23 protein-coding genes are annotated in these 22,125 nt (G+C 68.0%); 16 read left to right on the forward strand and 7 right to left on the reverse strand.

Annotated features, from left to right (window positions below; genetic code table 11):
• Window positions 1-22 precede the first annotated feature (22 nt).
• Entirely contained in the window at window positions 23-910 is an 888-nt protein-coding gene (locus ACFQBT_RS18840) for a LysR family transcriptional regulator (protein ID WP_377825101.1), read from the reverse strand.
• An 81-nt stretch (window positions 911-991) separates the two neighbouring features.
• On the opposite strand from ACFQBT_RS18840, the gene ACFQBT_RS18845 reads away from it, so the two are divergent.
• From ACFQBT_RS18845 to ACFQBT_RS18870, 6 genes are all read left to right on the forward strand, one after another.
• Window positions 992-1,159 carry a hypothetical protein gene (locus ACFQBT_RS18845; protein ID WP_377825103.1) on the forward strand — a complete coding sequence of 56 codons (168 nt, stop codon included), beginning with the start codon at window positions 992-994 and terminating at the stop codon, window positions 1,157-1,159.
• 27 nt (window positions 1,160-1,186) lie between these two features.
• Window positions 1,187-2,620, forward strand: a complete 1,434-nt coding sequence (locus tag ACFQBT_RS18850) for a dihydrolipoyl dehydrogenase family protein (RefSeq protein ID WP_377825105.1) — start codon at window positions 1,187-1,189, stop codon at window positions 2,618-2,620.
• A 16-nt stretch (window positions 2,621-2,636) separates the two neighbouring features.
• Window positions 2,637-3,776, forward strand: coding sequence for an AI-2E family transporter (locus ACFQBT_RS18855; protein ID WP_377825107.1), 1,140 nt, complete (start codon window positions 2,637-2,639; stop codon window positions 3,774-3,776).
• Window positions 3,777-3,861: 85 nt separating this feature from the next.
• Window positions 3,862-4,386, forward strand: coding sequence for a hypothetical protein (locus tag ACFQBT_RS18860; protein WP_377825615.1), 525 nt, complete (start codon window positions 3,862-3,864; stop codon window positions 4,384-4,386).
• Window positions 4,341-5,216 (forward strand): toxic anion resistance protein, encoded by an 876-nt coding sequence (locus tag ACFQBT_RS18865; RefSeq protein ID WP_465252300.1) that lies wholly within the window; start codon window positions 4,341-4,343, stop codon window positions 5,214-5,216. Before ACFQBT_RS18860 ends, ACFQBT_RS18865 begins: the two co-directional genes overlap by 46 nt.
• Entirely contained in the window at window positions 5,213-6,313 is a 1,101-nt protein-coding gene (locus ACFQBT_RS18870) for a DUF475 domain-containing protein (protein ID WP_377825108.1), read from the forward strand. Before ACFQBT_RS18865 ends, ACFQBT_RS18870 begins: the two co-directional genes overlap by 4 nt.
• On the opposite strand, the gene ACFQBT_RS18875 is transcribed toward ACFQBT_RS18870, so the two are convergent.
• Window positions 6,310-7,497, reverse strand: a complete 1,188-nt coding sequence (locus tag ACFQBT_RS18875) for an MFS transporter (protein ID WP_377825110.1) — start codon at window positions 7,495-7,497, stop codon at window positions 6,310-6,312. The two genes, ACFQBT_RS18870 and ACFQBT_RS18875, sit on opposite strands and share 4 nt — an antisense overlap.
• 57 nt (window positions 7,498-7,554) lie before the next feature.
• Between ACFQBT_RS18875 and ACFQBT_RS18880 the strand changes: the two genes are divergently transcribed.
• Entirely contained in the window at window positions 7,555-8,121 is a 567-nt protein-coding gene (locus ACFQBT_RS18880) for an ArsR/SmtB family transcription factor (protein ID WP_377825112.1), read from the forward strand.
• Here the strand turns inward: ACFQBT_RS18880 and ACFQBT_RS18885 are convergent.
• Both ACFQBT_RS18885 and ACFQBT_RS18890 read right to left on the reverse strand, forming a co-directional pair.
• Window positions 8,105-8,974 (reverse strand): polysaccharide deacetylase family protein, encoded by an 870-nt coding sequence (locus ACFQBT_RS18885; protein ID WP_377825114.1) that lies wholly within the window; start codon window positions 8,972-8,974, stop codon window positions 8,105-8,107. The two genes, ACFQBT_RS18880 and ACFQBT_RS18885, sit on opposite strands and share 17 nt — an antisense overlap.
• A 9-nt stretch (window positions 8,975-8,983) precedes the next feature.
• Window positions 8,984-10,564, reverse strand: coding sequence for an amidohydrolase (locus ACFQBT_RS18890; protein WP_377825116.1), 1,581 nt, complete (start codon window positions 10,562-10,564; stop codon window positions 8,984-8,986).
• Between the two features lie 85 nt (window positions 10,565-10,649).
• Between ACFQBT_RS18890 and ACFQBT_RS18895 the strand changes: the two genes are divergently transcribed.
• Both ACFQBT_RS18895 and ACFQBT_RS18900 read left to right on the forward strand, forming a co-directional pair.
• Entirely contained in the window at window positions 10,650-11,264 is a 615-nt protein-coding gene (locus ACFQBT_RS18895) for a TetR family transcriptional regulator (RefSeq protein ID WP_377825118.1), read from the forward strand.
• A gap of 67 nt (window positions 11,265-11,331) precedes the next feature.
• Entirely contained in the window at window positions 11,332-12,111 is a 780-nt protein-coding gene (locus ACFQBT_RS18900) for an SDR family NAD(P)-dependent oxidoreductase (protein ID WP_377825120.1), read from the forward strand.
• Here the strand turns inward: ACFQBT_RS18900 and ACFQBT_RS18905 are convergent.
• Entirely contained in the window at window positions 12,092-12,523 is a 432-nt protein-coding gene (locus ACFQBT_RS18905) for a TA system VapC family ribonuclease toxin (protein WP_377825122.1), read from the reverse strand. The two genes, ACFQBT_RS18900 and ACFQBT_RS18905, sit on opposite strands and share 20 nt — an antisense overlap.
• 298 nt (window positions 12,524-12,821) lie before the next feature.
• On the opposite strand from ACFQBT_RS18905, the gene ACFQBT_RS18910 reads away from it, so the two are divergent.
• The 3 genes from ACFQBT_RS18910 to ACFQBT_RS18920 are packed head-to-tail and all read left to right on the forward strand — an operon-like array spanning window position 12,822 to window position 15,832.
• The gene (locus tag ACFQBT_RS18910) at window positions 12,822-13,649 is read left to right on the forward strand and encodes a CPBP family intramembrane glutamic endopeptidase (RefSeq protein ID WP_377825124.1); all 828 of its coding nucleotides are present in this window, start codon (window positions 12,822-12,824) and stop codon (window positions 13,647-13,649) included.
• On the forward strand, window positions 13,650-14,417 hold the full coding sequence (locus tag ACFQBT_RS18915) for an ABC transporter ATP-binding protein (protein WP_377825126.1): 768 nt from the start codon (window positions 13,650-13,652) through the stop codon (window positions 14,415-14,417). It begins immediately after the preceding gene.
• The gene (locus ACFQBT_RS18920) at window positions 14,414-15,832 is read left to right on the forward strand and encodes a hypothetical protein (RefSeq protein ID WP_377825128.1); all 1,419 of its coding nucleotides are present in this window, start codon (window positions 14,414-14,416) and stop codon (window positions 15,830-15,832) included. Before ACFQBT_RS18915 ends, ACFQBT_RS18920 begins: the two co-directional genes overlap by 4 nt.
• Window positions 15,833-15,950: 118 nt before the next feature.
• Here ACFQBT_RS18920 and ACFQBT_RS18925 read toward each other — a convergent pair whose 3' ends face one another.
• Entirely contained in the window at window positions 15,951-17,108 is a 1,158-nt protein-coding gene (locus ACFQBT_RS18925; protein WP_377825130.1) for an anhydro-N-acetylmuramic acid kinase, read from the reverse strand.
• Between the two features lie 96 nt (window positions 17,109-17,204).
• Window positions 17,205-18,017, reverse strand: a complete 813-nt coding sequence (locus ACFQBT_RS18930; protein WP_377825132.1) for a hypothetical protein — start codon at window positions 18,015-18,017, stop codon at window positions 17,205-17,207.
• A 125-nt stretch (window positions 18,018-18,142) separates the two neighbouring features.
• On the opposite strand from ACFQBT_RS18930, the gene ACFQBT_RS18935 reads away from it, so the two are divergent.
• The 4 genes from ACFQBT_RS18935 to ACFQBT_RS18950 are packed head-to-tail and all read left to right on the forward strand — an operon-like array spanning window position 18,143 to window position 22,019.
• Window positions 18,143-19,108, forward strand: coding sequence for a MurR/RpiR family transcriptional regulator (locus tag ACFQBT_RS18935; protein ID WP_377825134.1), 966 nt, complete (start codon window positions 18,143-18,145; stop codon window positions 19,106-19,108).
• The gene (gene murQ, locus ACFQBT_RS18940) at window positions 19,105-20,016 is read left to right on the forward strand and encodes an N-acetylmuramic acid 6-phosphate etherase (protein ID WP_377825136.1); all 912 of its coding nucleotides are present in this window, start codon (window positions 19,105-19,107) and stop codon (window positions 20,014-20,016) included. Before ACFQBT_RS18935 ends, murQ begins: the two co-directional genes overlap by 4 nt.
• Before the next feature lie 25 nt (window positions 20,017-20,041).
• Window positions 20,042-20,464 carry a DUF2568 domain-containing protein gene (locus ACFQBT_RS18945; RefSeq protein ID WP_377825137.1) on the forward strand — a complete coding sequence of 141 codons (423 nt, stop codon included), beginning with the start codon at window positions 20,042-20,044 and terminating at the stop codon, window positions 20,462-20,464.
• A gap of 31 nt (window positions 20,465-20,495) precedes the next feature.
• Complete coding sequence (locus ACFQBT_RS18950) at window positions 20,496-22,019, forward strand: long-chain-fatty-acid--CoA ligase (protein ID WP_377825139.1); 1,524 nt, start codon at window positions 20,496-20,498, stop codon at window positions 22,017-22,019.
• Window positions 22,020-22,125 lie beyond the last annotated feature (106 nt).

The following is a 22,125-nucleotide window of genomic DNA, read 5'->3' on the forward strand; positions in this document are numbered from 1 at the left end:
TCCGCGGATGCCTGGGGGCCACTCAGCAACTGACCACGCGCAGCAATTCGACGGCCCGTTGCACCGCCGCTGAGGTCGTGGCGTCGTCCAACACGAACGCCACGATCCGCCGCCGCGGCCCGTCGTTGATCGGCAGGATCGCGACATCCGGCGGTGGTGGCGTCACCGTGAGCCGCGGCAGGACCGCGACGCCGATGCCGGCGGCGGCGAACGCCAACGACGAGTGATGATCGGAGGTCACGGCGGCAAACCGCGGCGTGAAGCCGGCGGCCTGGGTCGCCCCTCGCAGGATCTTGGCGCAGATGTCGGCTCCGCTGGTGTCGCTGATCCAGCGCTCGGTCGCCAGCGCTGCTAGGAGAATCGAATCTGCCTGAGCCAGAGGGTGATCGAGTGCCACTGCGGCCACGTATTCCTCCTCGCACAGCACGGTGCGGGTGTAACCGGCCATGGTGCTCGGCGGTCCGGAAGGGTCCTCGGTGCGCAGGTCCAACTGGGCACCGTCGGGGCCGATCGAAGCCGGCAACTCGTTGAGATTGATCGTCAGCTGTAGATCGGGGAACTCGTCCCGCAATCCGCGTGCCACCTGCGGCATCCACACCTGGCCCGCGGAGGCGAAGCTGGCGATAGTCAGGGTTTCGGTGCGGCCCTCCCGCAGGTCGTCGACCACCCCGTTCAACCGGGACAGCTGCGCCATCACCGCATCGCTCTGCTCCGCGAGGACCCGCCCGGCCGGCGTCGGGGAGATGCCGCGGCCGTCCTTGGCGAAGAGCGCCAACCCGGTCTCCTTCTGCAGCGCGCTCAGGTGCTGGCTGATGGCGGAGGGTGTGTAGCCCAGGTTGGTCGCAGCGGCCTGCACCGAGCCGCTGGCGACCACGGCACGGAAGACCCTCAAGCGGTGAACATCGATCACCCGATAACCGTACAGCAGAGCTAAACAGTGGTGAAGAAACAATCGCTGGTACTAACGAATGAAAGCCGCCACGCTGGATGCATGACCACATCGAACAGTTTCAGCCACCACGACCAATTCGCCTGTGCCGACCGCGACAGCGCGCGGGTCAGTGCCGACCTGCGGGCGCTGGGCGCTCCCGAGTACGCCGAGCGCGCGCCGGGTCTGCTCGACCGCCTGCTTCGCCGGTCGTCCCAAAGGCGACGGTGATCCAGCCCGCACACCTACCGTGGAGGTATGAGCTCCGAACCTGCGCCGCATGAGGACTACGACGTCGTCGTGATCGGCGGTGGCCCCGCGGGCGAGAACGCCGCACAGTACGCGATCCAGGGCAGCGACCGCACTGCCGTCCTCATCGAGAGTGAACTCGTCGGCGGTGAGTGCTCCTACTGGGCCTGTATGCCGAGCAAGGCGCTGCTGCGACCGATCGAAGCGGCCGACGCAGCGCACGCCCTGCCGCTGACCGGCGACGTCCACCCCGACCTGGTCAAGACCCTGCAGCGGCGCGACGATTTCACGTCGCACCTGGACGACTCCGGACAGGTGAAGTGGGCCGAGGGCGAGGGCATCCATGTTCTGCGCGGGCACGCCCGGCTCAGCGGGGAGCGCGCGGTGACCATCACCGACGCAGAGGGCAACCAGCGCACCGTGCGCGCCCGGCATGCGGTGATCGTGGCGACCGGCACGACCGCGGTGGTGCCGGACATCCCGGGTCTGCGCGCGGCGTACCCCTGGACCTCCCGGGACGCGACCAACCTGCACGAGGTGCCGGGTCGCATCGCAATCCTCGGCCTGGGCGTCGTCGCCTGCGAAGCGGCGACCTGGCTGGCCGCACTCGGCGCGGATGTGACGATGATCGGCCGCAGCGACCGCCCGCTGGAACGGGTCGAACCCTTTGCCTCCGAGCTGGTGCTGAACGGTCTGCGGGACAAGGGGGTCGAGGTAGTGCTGAACGCCTCGATCGAGTCGGTGAGCCGGCCGGATGCGCGTGAGACCGGGGTCGGGCACGTGCACGGCGGACCGCTCACCATCACGTACGCCGATCGCCGGGCTGAGGTGGACGAGATCCTGGTCGCCGCCGGGCGGGCGCCCGGCACCGCCGACCTGGCGTTGGACTGTGTCGGTGTCAGCACGGATCACGGCTACCTGCGGGTCGATGAACACCTCACCGTTCCCGGCCATCCCTGGCTCTACGCGGTGGGCGACGTCAACGGCAAGGCGTTGTTGACCCACATGGGCAAATACCAGGGCCGCATCGCCGGGGCGGTCATCGCCGCGCGCGCGAGCGGACAGCCACTCGATGGCGATGAGTTCCGCGATCTTGCCGACGACGGAATCGTCCCGCAGGTCGTTTTCACGACGCCCCAGATCGCCGCGGTCGGCCTCACCTCAGCGCAGGCGCCGGACGCGAGAGTCGTCGACTACGACCTGGCGCAGGTGGCGGGAGCGTCGTTGGAGGCAGAGGGTTACACCGGGCAGGCGCGGTTGGTCATCGACGGTGACCTCATCGTCGGGGCGACCTTCGCCGGCCCCCAGGTGGCTGAGTTGGTGCACGCTGCGACGATCGCGATCGCCGGGCGGGTGCCGCTGGCCCGGCTGTGGCACGCCGTACCTTCGTATCCGACGGTCAGCGAAGTGTGGCTGAGATTGTTGGAAACCGCTCGTAGTTGACCCCTAGGTTGGGTTCATGGCCGATCTCAAGGTGCTCTCGGACGAGTCTGACCGGCCCTTCTGGCGCCGGGCCTGGTTGGTCGTCGGAATTGCGTTGCTATGCACGCTGGTCGGTCTGATCGTCTGGCGCGGCGCCGACCTGATCGTCAACGTCGTCACCGCCTGGTTCGTGGCGCTGGCCATGGAGCCGGCGGTCGCCAAGCTCAGCCAGCGGATGCGACGCGGCGTAGCCACGGGTGTGGTCATGGTGATCGCGGTCATCTGCGTGGTCGCCTTCATCCTGGTCTTCGGCAACCTCTTCATCGATCAGCTGGTCTCGTTGATCAAGGCGGTGCCGTCGATCACGAACGACGTGTTGTCCTGGTGGAACAGAGTCAGCGGTTCCTCGATGTCCAGCGACACGTTGTTGAAGGACCTGGACCTGTCCAGTTCGGATCTGGCGGGGTACGTCGAGAACGTGGCCGGCGGCCTCCTGGGATTGATCGCCTCGATCGTGTCGGGCTTCCTCGGCCTGTTCGTGCTCGGTTTCTTCGCCTACTACATCTCGGCGTCGATGCCCCACTTGCGCACCTGGTGCGCGTCGCGGATGAAGCCGCACCGGCAAGTGCCCTTCCTGGCCGCATGGGACATCATGAAGATCAAGGTCGGCGGCTACATGGCCGCCCGTGTGGTGTTGGCCGCCATCAACTCCGCGTGCAGCGCCGTCGCGTTCTACCTGATCGATCTGCCCTACTGGCTGCCGCTGGCGTTGTGGACCGGCCTCGTTGCGCAGTTCGTGCCCAACGTCGGCACCTACATCTCGATCATCCTGCCGGTGGTCGTCGGCCTGACCTCGGGGCACTGGATCAACGGCCTGTGGGTGCTGATCTATGCGTTGGTCTACCAGCAGATCGAGAACCTCACCATCGAGCCCAATATCTCGGCGAAGGCGGTGGATCTGCACCCGGCGGTCTCCTTCGGTGCCGCGGTACTCGGCGGGCAATTGTTCGGTGTGGCCGGAGCGTTGCTGGGGGTGCCGATCGGTGCGACCTGCGTGGCGTTGACCGAGATTTACAAGACGAAGTACCCGGTCACCGAGGAAACGCAGGCAGAAGTGGCGTCGCTGGTCGCGGGCGAAGAAGGCGACGACACAGGGGAACCTGTACCGGCTTCATAGTCGTTGGTTCGGACAGTCACGCCTGCCGTCCCTACAGTGGTGTGCAGTCGATCCGCGCCGTTGAGGGCGCATGAGGAGGAATCAGATGTCCGATCTCGACCTGGACGCCCCCACACCGGAGGAGCCCGCCCAGCCGCAGGCCGCCGTACCTGCACCTGCGCCCGCGGCGTCCGCGCCGGCCACGGCACCTGCCGCGCCGGTGACCACCGTCGAACCCACTCCCACCCCGGCCGTTCCCGACGTCGCGCCGGTCAATTCCACGGCTCTGGTGCTGGACCCGCCCGCTCCGGTCGCGGTCATCGAGGACCAACAGGCCGTCCAGGCGGTGCCGGTCTCCAGCGAGGCGCAGGCCAAGATCGACGCGCGCGCCAAGGCGTTCGTCGAGGATCTGACCAGCATCGACATGAAGTCGCCGGCCTTCACCGAGAAGGTCAACTCGATCATCCTGATGGGCGATTCGGACATCAAACGGTCCTCCGAAGTCTCCAACCGGATGCTCCAGCGACCGGCCGCGAAGATGGACGACAGCTCCCCCAGGGCAAGGTCGCCAAGACGCTGGTCGACCTGCGCAACACGGTCACGGACCTGGACCCGCACCGCGCCGACCTGACCGGGGTGAAGAAGCTGCTGAAGTGGCTGCCCGGCGGTAACAAGGTCGACCACTACTTCGCCAAGTACCAGTCCGCGCAGTCCCATCTCGATGCCATCATCCGATCGCTGGCCTCAGGTCAGGACGAGTTGCGCAAGGACAACGCGTCGATCGACGTCGAGCGCACCAACATGTGGAACACCATGCAGAAGCTGGGTGAATACAACCAACTCGCCACGGCGCTCGACGCCGAGGTGCAACGCAAGGTGGCCGAGTTGCAGGCTGCCGGACAGACCGAGGACGCCAACATCCTGCAGTCCGATGTGCTCTTCGCGGTGCGCCAACGCCGCCAGGACATCGCGACCCAGATGGCGGTCTCCGTGCAGGGCTACCTCGCGCTGGATCTGGTGCGCAAGAACAACCAGGAACTCATCCGCGGTGTGGACCGGGCGCAGACGACGACGGTGTCGGCGTTGCGTACGGCGGTCATCACCTCCCAGGCGCTGGCGCAGCAGAAGCTGGTGCTCGATCAGATCTCGTCGCTGAACGCGACGACCTCCTCGATGATCGAGGCCACCTCTGAGCAGCTGAAGACCCAGGGCGTGCAGATCCAGGAGCAGGCGGCCAGCAGCACGATCGAGGTCGAGAAGTTGGAGAAGGCCTTCGACAACGTCTTCCAGGCGATGGACGAGATCGACACCTTCCGGATCCAGGCCGCGCAGAACATGCAGCAGACCATCGGCGCGCTGCAGACCCAGATCGAGCGCTCCAAGCCCTACGTCGAGCGCTCGCTGCGGCAAAGCGGTCAGCAGCTGCCGCCGACCGGCGGCTCGCAGCAGATCGAGTCGTGAAGGCACTCAAGCACTTTCGCATCGACCTGATCATCACCCTCGCGGTGCTGGTCATCGCCTTCCTCTATGACTCGTGGGCCGGGGTCTACCTGACCGCTGTGTTGATCCTGGTGGAGATCGTCTTCTCCTTCGACAACGCCGCGGTCAACGCGAAGTACCTTGTGCGGCTGAATCACTTCTGGCGGCGGATGTTCCTGACCGTCGGCATCTTGATCGCGGTCTTCGGCATGCGGTTGATCTTCCCGTTCGTGATCGTGTGCCTGTCCGGTGGCGTCACTCCCGTCGAGGCGGTTCACCTTGCGCTGCAGAAGGGTTCGGTGGATCAGGAGGGTAGCTACGCCGACCTGCTGAACGATGCGCATCCCTCGATCGCGGCCTTCGGCGGGATGTTCCTGTTGCTGCTGTTCCTGGACTTCCTCTTCGACGGGTCCCGGGAGATCACCTGGCTGTCCTGGATCGAGCGGCCGCTGCAGAAGCTGGGCCGGCTCTCGACCTTGTCCGTCGCGGTGGCCGGCACCGTGCTGCTGCTGGTCTCGCAGTTCCTCGTGCCGGATTCCGAGGACACCACGGTGCTCTTCTCGGGACTGCTCGGGATCGTGGTCTATCTGCTGGTCAACGGATTGTCCTCGGTGCTGCAGGAGCGGGACGCCGCGCGGACAGCGGAATTGGAAGCCGCTGACCGCTCGGCCGGGCACACCGTGCTGTTGGCGGGCAAAGCCGCGTTCTCGATGTTCATGTTCCTGGAGGTTCTGGACGCGACCTTCAGCTTCGACGGGGTCATCGGTGCCTTCGCGGTGACCCCCGATCCGCTGATCATCATGCTCGGCCTGGGCGTCGGCGCGCTCTACGTGCGGTCAATGACGGTCTTCCTGGTCGACAACGGCACCTTGGGTGAGTACAAGTACCTCGAGCACGGAGCGCACTGGGCGATCGGCGCGCTCGCGATCATGCTGCTGCTGTCGATCCACTGGCATCTGGGCGAATTCGTGATCGGCGCGGTCGGTATCTCGTTCATCGTGGCGGCCATCGTCAACTCGGTGATCGTGCGGCGTCGTGCTCAGGATGCCGCCGCGTCGGATGCCCACGTCTCGATCTAGCGGTCGGCCATCTCCCTGACGCGGCTGCTCCAGGCCAAGCGGGCTGCCAGCACCGCCGAGAGCGCCGCTGTCACCGCGCCCATCATGACCAGCGCGCCACGCACTCCCAGGAGATTGCCGAGCGCCGGACCCAGTGGCAGCCCGGCCAGCGCCGCAGTCTGGGTGATCCCGTTGACTGCGGCGGAGACCTTGCCGCGGTCCTCGTCCGGCGTGCCCGACATCAGCACCGTGCCGAAGGCGGCGTTGAGCACGGCGTTGAAGACGCCGATTCCTGCGCCGCATAGGAGGTAGACGGCGAAACTCGGCGCTGCGCCGGTCCCGACCGACAGGAGGCCGATACCCGCCAGACTGGTTGGTAGAACTGCGAATCGCGCTCGGTCGTCCGGCAACCGGGCCGCGACCACCGCACCCACGAGTGCGCCGACACCCCACGCCATCGTCGACAGCCCGAACCACGCTGCGGGTACGTGCAATTCATCCCGGACCAGGAACACATCGAGCACGTTGGAGCCGACCAGGAAGAGCACGACGATCGGCATCGTGAGCACGAAGGCCCAGATGCGCGGGTCCCGGCGCAGCAAGTCCACACGCAGACCCGGCGCCTTGGCTGCTGGCCGGCCTACACGTCGGCGGGCGCGGATGGCCAGGACGAACCCGCTCAGCGCCACGAAGGTGGCCGCATCCACGATCACGGTCCCCGGCACGCCGGCGAGGGAGAGCAGGACCGGGCCGATCGCCGTACCTGCGAGTTGGGCACCGACCCCCAGGCCCTGCACAGTAGAGATCAGGTGCCCCAACTGCTCAGGGCGCACCAGGCGCGGCCCGAGTCCGGACCAGGTCGCCATGGCGATGGCGTGGGCGGACTGGATCAGGAGTACGACGATCAGCAGCGCTGCCAGCTGCGTTGCCCAGAGCAGGCTCAGGCACAGGGCGCCTTGGGCGAGGGTCGCCGACAGCAGCACGACTCGCGAGTCGTAACGGTCGGCGATCCGGCCGGCAACGCTCATCAGGAGTACCAGCGGCAGTGCCTCGCAGGCCATGAGCGCCGCGATCGCGAACCCGCCACGCCCGGAGTCGTGCACGTGCAACAGGAGGACGACGTCCAGCACGGCGTCGCCGAAGACGCTGATCGTCCGCCCGGACAGCATGGCGACAGTATCGCGATTGCGAAACAGATGTTTCATAACTATGAAAGTATTGCTTCACAACGGCGCGGGCAAGGGATGTGAAAGAGTTCTTTCGTGACGAAGCGATCCGAGGAACTGGTCCTCACCGACCCCAGGGCGTATCGCGTACTGGCCCACGGCGTGCGGCGACAGTTGCTCGACGTACTCGGGGCGGTCGAGCAGTTGACCGCGACGCAGGCAGCTCAAGAGGTCGGCATCACGCCCTCCGCGATGAGTTACCACCTGCGCGCGTTGGAGAAGTGGGGCATCGTCGAGCGCGTAGCCCCGTCAGGGGACGGTCGCGAACACCCGTGGCGGCTGGCTGCCCGCACGATTACCTTCAGAACCGAGGGCAGCCCGGCCGACCGCAACGCCTTCATCGCCCAGTTCGTCGATCGCGTGAGTGCGGCGACGAGCCAGTCCTCGGCGACGGGTGGCCACGTTCAGATCTCGGAGAGTACGGCGTTGCTCACCGACGCCGAGGAACGTGACCTGTCACAACAGGTCGAGAAGCTCTTCGAGCCGTTCGAGCGCCGGCGCAAGGCGGGTGCCGCAGTGCCCGAGGGGCTCGGTCGCACCGGCTCTTCTACATCGCGACGCGGGAGCCCGACGAGCAGACGGACGCCTAGAGCACTTCGCTGAGTTGGACGAATGTCAGCCCGCGCGCCTTCAGTGCCGGGATGGCGCGATCGTAACCGGGCGCCGTTCCGCTGGCCGGGCGATTCATGTGGCCGATGACGATTGACCCGGCCGGCGCAACCTTGACCTGCTGGTAGACGATCTCGGCCGGGAAGGTCGCGCCGGCGTCACCGTCGGTGCCAAAGCTGATCAGCTGTTGACCGGCGAAATCCGCTGCGCGAGAGGCGACATCGTCAGTGAAGGCGGTTCCGGACCGCATGAACCGCGGCCGGTGGCCCCACGTGGTGGCCTGGTACTCGAAGTTGCCCGCGAGCTCGTCCCACACCTCGCCGACGTTGCGCGTGCCGGGTTCGCCGTACGCCGATCGGCCGCTGACCGATAACGGTACGTGCCGAGTGCCGTGGTTGCCGATTTCGAACAGGGGGTCCGCCAGCAGTTCTTTGAAGGTCGTGGGGTTGTGCTGGGCCCACTGCATCGCGATCATCAGCGTGGCCTTCGCCTCGTGTTTGCGCAGGGCCGCGATCAACTCGGCGTTGTAGCGCAGGACGTGTCCGCCGCACGCGTCGAAGGTCAGTGCCACCGCATCCTTGCCCGCCCCGTCGGTCGGGAACCTGGTCAGGACCCCGGGCGCATCAAAGCCCCAGTAGGTCGGCTTCATGGCGTCGAACTTCGCGACCGTCTCCTCGCGGCTACGCAGTTCGACCAGGTGGGTGGTTGCGGCACGGGTCGCAGGGATCGTTGACGGTGAGGCAGAAGGGCGACTGGATGGGCGGGCAGCAGAAGTAGACGAACAACCGGTCAGACTCGTGGCCGAAGCCACCGAGCCGATCAGCATTGACCGCCGGGAGATCTGCACGCCGGAAGGCTAGGACTTCGAACTGGACGCTCCCTGATCGCCAGCTGCCGACCAGCGGGTGACCCCGCCGACGACCGTGCGTACGGCGCGTGCCCGGCTGATCGCCGACGGCGAGTCCGCAGCGAAGACGTCGGTGTCCAGTGCGACGAAGTCGGCGAGCTGACCCTCGGTGAGCCGTCCGGCGGCGGTGAATCCGCCTGCCGCGAGCCAGGATCCGGTCGTGTGCGCGCTGAGCGCCTGCTCCAACGTGATGCGTTCCTCGGGATGCCAACCGCCGGGCGGGGTACCGTCCGGGCGTTGCCGGGTGACCGCTGCATACAAGGTGGCCATGGGATCGGGTAGTTCGACCGGGGCATCGGTGCCGAAGGCCACCAGCGCTCCCGCGTCGAGAAGTGTGCGGGTGGGGTATTGCAGTACGTCGTGCCCGCTGAGTAGGTCGTCGGCCAGGTCCATGTCGCTCGTGGCGTGCGTGGGTTGGACCGAGGCGATGACGTTCAGGGAAGCGAATCGGGGTACGTCGTCAGGTCGCAGATGCTGCGCGTGCTCGATCCGCAACGGCAGGGTGACGCCCTCGTCGCGCAGGCGTTCGTACACGTCCAGCACCCGGGTGTTGGCCCGGTCGCCGATCGCATGGGTAGTCAGCGCAATACCGTGATCGGTAGCCCGAGAAGCCAACTGCCACAACAGATCTGAGTCCGTGACCTCGATGCCCTGGTTGTCCTCGTCGCCGTGGAAGCCGCGGTGCATGTCGCAACTGTGCGAGCCCAGCGCGCCGTCGCTGAAGATCTTCATCGGCCCGGTGCGCACCCAGTCGTCGCCGTCACCGGTCCGGCGGCCGTCGGCGATGGCGACTTCCAGAGCGGTCGTCGGTAGGCACTTGACCACTCGGATGTTGAGCGCCCCGGCGGCGGCCATCGCCAGGTAGGCGGCGCGGACATCCTCACCGTCGATATCGGTGACCGCGGTGACGCCGAGGGACAGCAGGTGCTCCTGCAGCCGCGGCAGCAGCACCGACAGGTCGCCACCGAGGTCCGTGGTCTGCAACGCCTCCAAGCCGCGCCCGGCGGCTTCCCGCAGTAGCCCCGTGGGGTCACCGCTCGGCGTACGGTCGATGGCCCCGCCGTCCGGGTCGACCGTGTCCCGGGTGATGCCGACTGCCTGCAGCGCAGCGGAATTGGCCCACATGGAGTGCCCGTCGCGGCTGGAGAGCGCAATCGGGTGGTCCCCGCTGACGGCATCCAGGGCCCACCGGTCCGGCCATACGCTGGGGCTCCACAGGTTCATGTCCCACCAGCCGCCGAACAGCCATTCACCGGCCGGCCGAGCTGCCGCATGTGCCTCGATCCGGACCAGTGCTTCGTCAAGGGACCGGGTGGGCCGTAGGTCGACGTCTGCCATCGACCGGGCCATCCAGCCGGTGTGGATATGCGCATCGTGCAGGCCGGGGATCACCAATTCGCCTGGAAGATCGACGGTTTCGTCGACATCGCCCGTCGCCACGACGCGTTCGCCGTCCACTAACAGACTGGTCACCCAGGGGTGGTTCGGGTCACCGGTCCAGATGCGGGGGTGGCGGTAAAGCGTGGGCACCCCCAAGAGCCTACGACCGATGACCGCCGGGTCGGTCGGCTACGCCTCCTTGACATACCGTCCGGTCGGTTTTAATACTGGTCGCATGACCGTTCCCGTTGCCAAGACCGCTAAAGGCGCTGCGACCCGCGCCGCGGTGATCCGGGCCGCCGCCGGTGTTTTCGGTCGGCGCGGCTACGTGGCTGCATCGATGAATGAGATCGTCGCAGCGACCGGACTGACCAAGGGAGCGGTCTACTTCCACTTCGCGTCGAAGGCCGACCTCGCGGTCGCCGTGATCCTGGACGGCAAGGACCGCTGGCTGGCGGCAGCCTCCCAGGAAGCCGCCAGTCATCCGCGGGCGATCGATCAGCTGACCGCGGTCGCGGATCTGGTGGCGCGCTTGGCCGCAAGCCCTGACGAAGACGTCAACCTGGTGCGGTTGACCAACGAGCTGGCCGCATCGGCAGATGGCGCCGCCCTGCCCGAGCCGGCGGCCATGCTGAAGCCGTGGGTGGACTTCCTCGCCGAGATCGTCCGGGCTGCCCAGGCCGCCGGGGATCTCGATGCATCGCGTTCCCCGCACGACGTGGCCAGCGTGCTCATCGCGGCCTTCGAGGGCGTCAAGCAATCGCTGGATCCGACCACGACTCAGTTCCGCCGGCAGGTGACCCTCCTGCGAGAGGTGTTGCTGGCCGGCCTGGCCGCACCGACGCGCTAGTTGCCCGGCTCGCGATGGCGCGGACGGCTGTGACCAAAACAAACCAACCAGTAGGTACGGAGATACGATGGCTACCTTGATCACCGGAGCGTCCTCAGGGATCGGCGCCGAATTCGCATGCCAACTCGCGGCACGGGGCGACGATCTCATCCTGGTCGCCCGGCGCTCGGAGAAGTTGGACGAGCTGGCAGCGGCGCTGCGTGAGCACCACGGCGTCGGGGTCATCACGATCCAGGCCGACCTCGCCCGAGAGGGTGCTGCGTCCGAGCCGTGGGCGGACATCGCTGCTCGCGGTCTCACCATCGACACTCTGATCAACAACGCCGGCTTCGGCACCTCGGGCGACGTGGCCGATGACGACCCGTCGCGGTTGGAGCGTGAGGTCCAGCTGAACTGTGGCACTCTGACTGCGCTCGCCACGCACGCGGCGGCCGACATGAAGAGGCGTGGAGCCGGCACGATCATCAACCTTGCCTCGATCGGCGGCTTCCAGCCAGTGCCCCACATGGCGGTGTACGCCGCGACGAAGGCGTACGTGCTGTCCTTCACCGAAGCGCTGTGGGCGGAACTACGTCCTTACGGCGTGCGGGTGCTTGCCGTGTGTCCGGGCCCGACGAGAACCGAATTCTTCGACACGGCAGGCGAAAACGCGGCAGTCGGCAGAGTTCGGTCCGTGGAGTCACTGGTGGCTGGTGCGTTGCGCGCCCTCCGGGGTTCTGAGCCGTCATGGGTGCAGGGTCTGGACAACAAACTGGTCACGCGCGGTGTCGTTCGTGTGGTCCCGAAGCGTCTGGTGCTGGCTGTTGGTGGCCGTGCGGTGAGGCCCGTCACGGACGGGCCGGATTGATGACGGTGAGGTCGGGGTAGCGATGCGCAGCCCTCGCATCCAGCGTGGCGAATGAGTGGCCACCGGCCACCGCCACCGCCGCGAGATAGTCGTCAGTCCACAGCTTGTGGCTGCGCTCGCGGCGGGCGGCGAGCGACGCGAACCAATCGTCGACGCCGGTGCTTTCGTCGATCCAGCCGAACCGGGCGTCATCGAGCACCGTAGCGATGAAGTCCCACGCCGCCGCGCGGGTCAGTGCGTCTTCACCAAGGACCGCGGGGTTGGTCAGGTGCCGCAGCCAGCCGAGATGAACGACACGGCACAGGCCGAGGGAATCGTCGGCCGCGTCCTCGATCCACCTGCGGATCGGCGCGTGAAACTCGTGCGCCGGCCAAAACCCCACCAGGCAGGTGCTGACGTCGAGCAGGATCACGCGACGGGGTCATCCTCGAGCGCGTCGGCCAATTCGCTTGGTGTGATGCGCACGGTCGCCGTCCGACGAGTCCGGATCAGCGGCAACGAACCCCGTCGCCGAGCGGGCGCGGCAGAAAGCTCGCGTGTCAGAGCGCGGGTGAACAACTCTTTGAGGGTCTCATCACTCTGCGCCGCCCGCACCCGCGCCGCCCGGCCTGACCGGTGCGGGGCGCGTTGCCGGTGGAAAGGGCCGCGGCGGCTCGTTCGACGACATCTAGTCCCAGCTCGGTCGGACCCCCGCACCTACGCTGGGTCCCGTGAGCGTGCGCGCGCAACTGACGAACGTGGCGGACCTATGGCGTACGCCGATGAGCGTGCCCCCCACGCCCCTCACCACACGGCAGCTCAACACCGAGACCGTGCTGGTGCTGCTGCTCAGCCTCGGCGCGTCGGCCATCTACAGCCTGCTGTCGATCATCCGCCGGCTGGTCGTCGCCGCGCAGACCAACACCAGCCTCGACCAGCAGAGTTCGTCACTGAACACCTCCCAGGCCCAACAGCAGTGGCTGGACTTCATCTACCAGGTCGTCGGCATCGCCCTGGCTCTGGTGCCGGCCATCCTGGTGATCCACCTGCTGGGGCGGGAGATGACCAGCGCGACGCGCTACCTGGGCTTCGACCTGACCCGCCCGAAATTCGACCTGTCGCTCGGTGCGTTGCTGGCCGCGTGCGTCGGGATCCCCGGCCTCGCGCTGTACGTCGTCGCCCGCGATCTGGGGTTCAACACCACCGTCGTCGCCTCCGGACTGGGCGACACCTGGTGGTCGTGGCCGGTGCTGATTGCCTCTGCGGCGCAGAACGCCGTCGTCGAAGAAGTGATCATGCTCGGGTACCTCTTCACCCGCTGGACCCAGGCCGGCTGGCGGCTACCGGTCGTGCTGATCACCTCCGCGGTGGTCCGCGGCAGCTATCACCTGTACCAAGGGTTCGGCGGATTCGTCGGCAACCTGATCATGGGCCTGATCTTCGGGCTGGTCTATCTGCGCGTACGCCGGGTGCTGCCGATGGTGGTCGCGCACACAATCCTGGATACCGTGGCGTTCGTGGGATACGCATTGCTGCACAACTCGGTGGGGTGGCTCTAGATGGCGCGCAAGAAGGGGCCGGCGCAAACACCGCCCAAGAACGCGGCAGGCACGCCCGTCTCCGCCCCGGATACGAAGAAGGCGCCCGCGTTGCCCGGCGGCACCAACGTCGCCCACCCGCCTGCCTTCACCGAGTTCGTCGCCAAGGACGTGACCTGCAAGGTCGGCGACAACGTGATGCTGCCGCCGACCAGCATGCGCGTGCGCCCCGGGGAGAACGTCGCGATCCTGGGCGAGAACGGTGCCGGTAAGACCACGTTCCTGCGCGTGCTCAGCGGCAACCTCGAACCCAGCGGCGGCACCGTCACCCGGGACGGCCAGCCGGTCGACGAACGCGACCCGGCCACCCGGCGGATCATCTCCAGCCTGATCGGCCCGATCGCCGGCTTCCGCGACATGACGATCGCCGACCACCTGATCCTGGTCGACCAGACCTGGGGCGGCGACCGCGGCGGCGCCGGCGACCGGATCGCGGCGGTGCTCAATCGGCTGGACATCCTGTCGTTGGCCAACCGGTACCTGTCCGAAGTGTCCTCGGGTCAGCGGCAGCTGGCCGAACTCGCGATGGCCCTGTTGCGCCCGAGCGCGCTGCTGGTCCTGGATGAGCCGGAGCAGCGCCTCGACGCCGGTCGTCGCGCAATGCTGGCCGAAGTGCTCGACGAGCGCCGCAAACAGGGCTCCTCGATCGTGTGGGTGTGCCACGACCCCGTCATGGCCGAGAGTGTCGCCACCCGGATCGAACGCTTCCCCCAGGGCGGCGCGAAGTGACCCTGAGCGCCGAAGAACTGCGCGAGGACAAGCACCGGCTGGCCGACGCCTACGAATTCCGGCTCAAGGGCGAAGGCAATCCGTTGTCGGGATCGCTCTTCGCGGCCTACGTGCTCGGTCTCGTCGGGGTCATCTATGGCTCGGTCCTGATGCACTACGTCTTCACGCAGTGGCCGCAGACGCTCACCTTCGTGCACGACAACCCCGTCATCGCCACCCTGATCCCGATCGTCGTGATCGCGCTGGCGATCCTGGTCGCGTGGCGCGCCGGTCGCACCCGCGGGCCGGCGGTGCCGGAGCCGGGATTCATCGAGACCATCGTGCGCACCGACCTGCCCCGATCGATGACACTGCGCAACTCCTGGCGCGGCAGCGTCATCGTGGTGGCCGCGACCTGCCTCGGTCTGGGCGCGGCCGTGCCGATCGGCATGACCCTGGCCAACGTCACACCGGCCGTCATCCCGGTGGGGATCGTGCTCGGTGCGATCGCCGCAGTGGGGATCTTGCGGGCCTGGCTCGCCGGTCAGGTGGCCGGACACGGCCCGGTGGGCACCCGGCGTACGTCGGAGTTGCTGGAGGAATTGCCCGCGCAGGCGGTGTTGCAGCAGTCCTTGCTGTCCGAGAGCGTGACCATGTCACTCACCGCGGGTGACTCCCGGCGCGCCCGCACCCAGATCTTCCAACTGCGGCTCAGCCACCGGCCCGAGCGGATCTCGGTCGCCGGGCCCCGGGCCACGATCCTGCGCGCGGACCTGGCCGGGCTGCGCCGCACCGGCACCGCGAGCCTCGCCTGGCTGGTCGCGCACCTCGCGGCGATCATCACCGGCAGCCTCGCCGTCGTGCTGCACGCCCCGTCACCGCTGGTGCTGCCGGTGTTCTACCTGCTCGCGCACCTGTCGGCCACCGGCCTGACCCGCGGTCATCAGGCGCAGGCCGACGGCGCGGGTGTGCCCTCGATCCTGGGCCTGTCCTGGCAGGAGCAGACGATCCTGCACCTCGGGCCGTTGTTCCTGCTGGACCTGATCGTCACCCTGGCCACCGGTTTACTGACGGGAGCGGCGCCAGCGCTCGCGGTCTCCCACGCCCTGGCCCTGACGCTCACGGTAATCGGCGGCCAGTTGCTGTCGGCGCACAAGGCCAGCCCGCCCTCGGCGCTGATGGGGATGTCCACCGGAGCCGGCGGCGGTGGTGCGGCGCTGTGGATGGCGCACCCCGCGATCGTCGTGGTGATCTCGGCATTCCTCGCTCACCTGGGTCCGACGATCGCGGTGGCGGCCGGTGCCTTCGTGGTCCTGATCGGCTGGCAGCGCGCATCCAGTCGCTACGCACCCGCCCGCCTGAAGGAATCCATCTTCGAACAGGCCGCGGCGCAAGCCCAGGAGCGCGCTGCCGAGAAAGCGAAGAAGGCTAAGTAACCGTCAGCCGGGGTGGCCGCGGGCATTTCGCGTCGAGCGGTGCCGAATGGTCGGCTGTGCCGAGGTGGCGGCCAGCATTTCGCGTTGAGTGGTGCCGAATGGTCGCCCTCAGCGCCGCTTACGGTTGCACGATCAGCCGCGTCGGCGGTGATGCCGGCTCGGGCAGCCGTAACGGCTTGTCCCCCGGACTGATCCGGCCCAGAACCCGCGGGGTCGCGGAGCCGGTCATGCCCGGCAGCACACCGGGTACGCCGTTCCAGGTCAGGTACCCCAGCAGCGCCATGAGGTAGCCCTCCTTACTGTCCGGGTCGAGTCCCAGCGCGGCCGTCGTCGCGACCGGCGCGCCCAGGTGATGCTCGATCCGGGCCAGCATCGTCGGATTCCGGGCGCCCCCACCGGAGGCGTACACCTGACGAATCCCATAGGGCTGCAACGAATCCGCGACCGTGACCGCCGTGAACTCCGTCAGAGTCGTGACCAGATCGGAGTCGCTGAGGGGGCTCAACCCGGCCAGGTGCGCCGCGACGTACTCGCGGTCGAAGTGTTCCCGCCCGGTCGACTTGGGCGGTTGCAGGGAGAAGTACGGATCGTTGAGCAGCCCGGTCAGCGCCAGGATGTCCACCTTGCCGGTGGCCGCCAGGAACCCGTCGCGGTCGTAGGTCTCCCCGGTGCGTTCCTGCACCGCGAGGTCGATCAGGCAGTTGGCCGGACCGGTGTCGAACGCGAGGACCGAATCATCCTGCAGGACAGTGACGTTGGCGATTCCGCCCAGATTCAGCAGCGCGGAGCCAGCAGGCAACGAGTGCAGCAGCAGGCCGTCCAGGGTGCCGGCCAGCGGGGCACCCTGACCGCCTGCGGCGATGTCCCGGTTGCGCACGTCGGAGACGACCGGCAGTCCGGTGGCCTGCACGATGTACGCCGGCTGGCCCAGTTGGATACAGCCCATCGCCACTGCGTTCGGGCGGACCCAGTGGAAGATCGTCTGCCCGTGGCTGACGATCAGTTCCGCATCGACTTCGGCGGCGCGGATGGTGGCCGCGATCGCCGCGCCGATCTCCTGACCGCACAGCACGTCCAGTTCGCACAGCTCGCCCGCGTCGCAGCGGCCGGGCGGTAGTGCCGCGAGGAGTCGGTCTCGGATCGCGTCGGACCAGTCGTGGGTCGTGGCATGGATCGGGCGCAGCGCGACGGTGCCGGTCTCGATGCCGGTGAGTTCGGCGACGGCGACATCGATCCCGTCCATCGACGTCCCGGAGATGCAGCCCGCGATGATCATGCGGCACTCCTGCTCACGACCGATTCGTGCGGCAGGTCGTGGCGGGTGAGCAGCAGGGCCGCGCCGTCGAGGGCGTCCCCCGGGGGCTGATCCAGGTCACACCGGGCACCTTCGCGGCCAGCAGATCGAGGAAGCGCGGGCCAAGCCCCGTGAGGCCGCCGATGAGCGCGACCCGGTCCGCATCGTCGTACCCGATCGCCTCGCGCACGGTCGCCGCCAGCTCCTGCGCGGCCCGGTCGAACAGCTCCTGGGCCTGGGCGTCCCCCGCGCCCACGCCTGCGCCAGGCCGGGCACCAACCGGCCGCGCTCGGCCGCCGCCGCCGCGTCCGTGCGCGCCGCCAGAGCGGGCCAGTCCGGACCCAGCGTGGCCTCCACTGCCGCACGTACGCCGGCCTGCGCCTGACCGTCGGACATCAGCTGCAGTGCGGACCGCCCGAGCCATCCGCCGCTACCGCGATCACCGGCCTGGGGCCCGGCGCCATCGCAGATGTGGACTGCGTTGTCGCGGGTCACGGCGACCGCTACTGCGCCGGTCCCGGCGATGAGGACCACCCCGGGTGCACCGCCCAACGCGCCCGCGTGCGCGGTCATCGCGTCACTGGTCACCGCGGCTGTCGCGGCACCGGTCAGGGAGGGCAGCGCCGCAGCGAGCTCGGCGGCGGCCTGCGGTGCGGATAGCGCACCGGCGGCTCCGACCGACACCGCACTCACCGCCCGCTGCGGAGTCACTGCGGCGATCGCAGCGATCGCGGCCGCCACTCCGTCGGGCGAACCCAACCCGGGAGCACCGGCGCCGCGGGCCAGGTCACGGCGCGAACCGTCCGCAAAGAGCGCAGCTGCAGCGGTTTTGGTCTTGCCCAGGTCCACCAGCAGTCCAGCACTATTCTCGGAATGGTCGGTCACGGTCACCCACCGAGTATGGCAATTTTTTCTTCTGCTGTCGTGCAACGCCATTTTTTGCCACGCGGTGCACTATCGTGGCCGCATCCGGGTCCCACCCACCGTGTCTTCCCGGCGCAACAGCAAGGAGTGCGATGGCGACTCAGAGTGACACCCAGTCGGATCCGTCCTCCGATGTCCTGGTGCGGCTGCGTTCGGCCCTGCCCTCCCTGCAACCCGCCGAACACCGGGTCGCCGAGGTCGTCCTGAATGATCCCGCGGGCGCCGCAGGGCTCTCGATCACCGAGCTCGCCCACCAGGCGGGCACGTCGGTGGCCACCGTCGCACGATTTAGCCGGTCGACCGGGTTCGGCGGCTACCCCCAGTTGCGACTCGCGCTGGCGGCCGGCGCCGCCCGGGAGCGGGCGCTGAGCGCACCGAGCCGGCGACCGCCCGAGGATCTCAACGCGGACTCACCGCTCGCGGACGTGGTCAACACGATCATTCATCACGAGGTGAGGGCCCTGCAGGAGACTGCGGAGCACCTGGACCTGACCGCGTTGCAATCGGCGATCGACGTCGTCGCCGCATCCCGGCGCACCGACGTCATCGGAATGGGTGCCAGCGGTGGAGTCGCCCGGGATTTCGCCGCCAAGTTGCACCGCTCCGGCCGGATCGCCTTCTGCTGGGAGGACTTCCACGCAGCCGCGACCGCTGCGGCTCTGGCGGGACCCGGCGGCGTCTTCATCGGGATATCCCACTCCGGGGAGACGGTCGACACGATCGAGCCGATGCGGTTGGCCGGCGAACGCGGAGCGACCACGATCGCCATCACCAACTTCCCCAGCAGCACCGTTGCCTCGCTGGCGGACATCGTGCTGACGACCGTGGCGCGCGAGACCGTCTTCCGGTCCGGTGCGACCGCTAGTCGCACAGCGCAACTGGCCGTCATCGACATTCTCTTCGTCGGCGTCGCGCGCACCCAACTGACGCAGACCACCGATGCGCTGAGCCGGACCTTCGACGCCGTCGACTCCCGGCGGTCGGCGAACCGGCGCGGACAACGCCGCACGCCGCGATCGGCTGACGGCGCACCCCGATCGGCGAGTGGGCTGCAGTGAGCGGCCCACCGGCGGACATTGCCCTCGGCGGCCTGAGGACGGAACAAGCCAATCCCGCCTCCGCCCAACTGGACTCGATGACCACGCGGCAGATGGTCGACCTGATGAACGCCGAGGACGCCACCGTGGCGGGGGCAGTGCACGCGGTCCTCGACGACGTCGCCCGCGCGGCGGACCGGGTTGCGACCGCCCTCGGTTCCGGGGGCCGGTTGGTCTACGCCGGTGCGGGCACCAGCGGCCGGCTCGGACTGCTCGACGCGGTCGAATGCCCACCGACCTTCGACACCGATCCCGAGCAAGTGGTCGCGCTGTTGGCCGGGGGCCCCGGTGCGTTCAAACAAGCGGTCGAGGGCGCGGAGGACGACGAGGCCGCCGGGGCACGGGACGTGGACCTGGAGGACCTGGGCGAACACGACGTCCTGGTGGGGTTGGCGGCCAGCGGGCGCACGCCGTACGTGCTGGGAGCCCTACGCAGAGCGAGGGAGCGCGGCAGCGCCACGGTGTCGGTGGCCTGCAACCGGTCGGCGGCGATCAGCCACTTCGCCGACGTCGCCATCGAGGTCGACACCGGACCGGAGGTGCTCACCGGTTCGACCCGGCTCAAGGCGGGCACCGCCCAGAAGATGGTCTGCAACATGCTGTCGACCGTTGCGATGGTCAAGATCGGCAAGACCTACCGCAATCTGATGGTCGACATGCGCGCGAGCAACGCCAAACTCGCCGACCGGGCGGGGCGGATCGTGGCGCAGGTCAGCGGCGTGGACACCGCGACCGCCCGGGCGGCGATCGATGCCGCCGGGGGTAGCGCGAAGGTCGCGATCGTGATGCTGCGAGGGGGCCTCAACGTCCACGATGCGATGCGCCGGCTCGATGCTGCGGGAGGTATCGTCGCAGCCGCTATCGATTGACTTTTCAACCCGCGGAGTTCTGCTTGTGACGACCGACGTGCCGGCCACGCGGCGTGCTCTGCGCCAGGCCCGTACCGATCAGCTGCGACCCGCGTCAGCGCGGCCGGTTTCGGGCTGGGACGTGGCCTATTTCCTGGTCGAGATGGGTGTCTACAGCGGAGTGAGCGTCGCCGCGTTGCGACTGGTCAACGGGGCATGGAGCGACCTGAGCTTCCCGGGGTTGCTCGTGGCGGCGGGTGTGCTCGCGGGCATGGCCGTCGTGTGGGGACTGTGGGCGGCCGACCACGCGGCGCATCGCTGGCCCAGCCGCGGCGGCCTGATCCTGGAGTACGGCTGGATGTTCGTCGGCGTCGCCGGCTGGCTGGTGGCAGGGTTGCCAGGCGTCGGGATCCCGCTGGCCGGGGCCGTCGTGTCGCTGATAGTCCGGCGGTTGTACCAGCCCGTGTGACGCGGGCAACACTTCCCGGTTACCGTGGAGTATGACCAATCTCGCTGCGAATCTGCACACCTCCGCCGCCGCGTACCCGGACAACGTCGCCATCAAGCTGGACGACTACGAGTTGACCTACGCCGCTCTCGAGGATGCCGCCGGACGGCTGGCAACCTATTTGGAGTCCGAAGGAATTAAACCCGGTGACCGGATCGCGCTGTCCCAGCCGAACCTGCCCACCTTCCCGGTGATCTTCTACGGGGCGCTGCAGGCCGGGGCGATCGTCGTACCGATGAATCCGCTGTTCAAACCGCGCGAGGTCGAGTACTACCTGCAGGACGCCGGGGTTTCGCTGGTATTCGGAATGGCCGGGGACGCCGCCACCGGTGCGCAGAACGCCGGGGTGAAGTTCGTGGAGACCGACCCCGCTTCCCTCCTGGCGTTGCTGCCGAAGTACGACCCGAAGGCCGACGTCGTGGAGCGCGCCGACGACGACACGGCCGTGATCCTTTACACCTCGGGGACCACCGGCCGGCCCAAGGGCGCCGAGCTGACGCACGCCAACCTGAACACCAACCAGGAAGTCGTCGCGCGCACCCTGATCCAGATCGGCCCCGACGACGTGGTCTTCGGCTGCCTGCCGCTCTTCCACGTCTTCGGGCTCACCTGCTCCATGAACACCGCCATCGCCACGGGTGCGACGCTCACCCTCATCCCGCGCTTCGAGCCGGTCAAGGCATTGCAGATCCTCGAGCGTGACCGGGCGACGATCTTCGCCGGCGTCCCGACCATGTACAACGCGATGCTGATGGCCGGTGCGTCGATGCCGGACGTGGACGTGTCCTCCCTACGCACCTGCTGCTCCGGCGGTTCGTCGATGCCGGTGGAGGTCATGCGCAAGTTCGAGGAGCGCTTCGGCACCAAGATCCTGGAGGGCTACGGCCTGTCCGAGACCTCGCCGGTGGCCTCGTTCAACCACCCGAACGCCGAGCGCAAGCCCGGCTCCATCGGCACGCCCATCGAGGGTGTTGAGATGCGCCTGGCCCAGAGTGACGGCTCGGACACCCCGGCCGGCGAGATCGGGGAGATCGCGATCAAGGGTCACAACATCATGAAGGGCTACTGGCACCGTCCCGACGCCACCGCCGAGGCGATCCGCGACGGCTGGTTCTTCAGCGGCGACCTGGCCAACAAGGACGAGGACGGCTACTACTACATCGTCGACCGGGCCAAGGACATGATCATCCGGGGCGGCTACAACGTCTACCCGCGCGAGATCGAGGAGGTCATCTACGAGCACCCGCAGGTGGCCGAGGCGGCCGTCATCGGCATCCCGCACGAGCACTACGGCGAGGAGGTGGCGGCGTACGTCGTGCCGACCGAAGGTGCCGACCTCACCGTGGACACGTTGCGCGAGTGGATCAAGGAGCGGGTCGCGGCCTACAAGTACCCCCGGGTAATCGAGTTCATCGGCGAATTGCCCAAGGGTGCCACCGGCAAGATCCTGAAGCGCGAACTGCGCACGCTGGCCGATTCCCCGCAAGCGGACGCGAACCAGAGCGCGGGCGTGTAAAACGTTACCCACCAGGTTTTCACCACGTGCTGCACCGAGCGTCCCGGCACATCGCGGCCGGGACGCTCGGTGTTGACGAAACATAGTGTGGCTATCTATCATGAAT

It is taken from the genome of Branchiibius cervicis (genome assembly GCF_042661605.1).
GTDB classification, from domain to species: domain Bacteria; phylum Actinomycetota; class Actinomycetes; order Actinomycetales; family Dermatophilaceae; genus Branchiibius; species Branchiibius cervicis.

Excerpts from the sequence above, each read along its gene's own strand:
- ACFQBT_RS18845 (WP_377825103.1), top strand. The coding sequence starts at position 992 with ATGACCACATCGAACAGTTTCAGCCACCACGACCAATTCGCCTGTGCC.
- ACFQBT_RS18900 (WP_377825120.1), top strand. The coding sequence starts at position 11,332 with ATGGCTACCTTGATCACCGGAGCGTCCTCAGGGATCGGCGCCGAATTC.
- ACFQBT_RS18915 (WP_377825126.1), top strand. The coding sequence starts at position 13,650 with ATGGCGCGCAAGAAGGGGCCGGCGCAAACACCGCCCAAGAACGCGGCA.
- ACFQBT_RS18935 (WP_377825134.1), top strand. The coding sequence starts at position 18,143 with ATGGCGACTCAGAGTGACACCCAGTCGGATCCGTCCTCCGATGTCCTG.
- ACFQBT_RS18855 (WP_377825107.1), top strand. The coding sequence starts at position 2,637 with ATGGCCGATCTCAAGGTGCTCTCGGACGAGTCTGACCGGCCCTTCTGG.
- ACFQBT_RS18860 (WP_377825615.1), top strand. The coding sequence starts at position 3,862 with ATGTCCGATCTCGACCTGGACGCCCCCACACCGGAGGAGCCCGCCCAG.
- ACFQBT_RS18875 (WP_377825110.1), bottom strand. The coding sequence starts at position 7,497 with ATGAAACATCTGTTTCGCAATCGCGATACTGTCGCCATGCTGTCCGGG.
- ACFQBT_RS18895 (WP_377825118.1), top strand. The coding sequence starts at position 10,650 with ATGACCGTTCCCGTTGCCAAGACCGCTAAAGGCGCTGCGACCCGCGCC.
- ACFQBT_RS18850 (WP_377825105.1), top strand. The coding sequence starts at position 1,187 with ATGAGCTCCGAACCTGCGCCGCATGAGGACTACGACGTCGTCGTGATC.
- ACFQBT_RS18925 (WP_377825130.1), bottom strand. The coding sequence starts at position 17,108 with ATGATCATCGCGGGCTGCATCTCCGGGACGTCGATGGACGGGATCGAT.
- ACFQBT_RS18950 (WP_377825139.1), top strand. The coding sequence starts at position 20,496 with ATGACCAATCTCGCTGCGAATCTGCACACCTCCGCCGCCGCGTACCCG.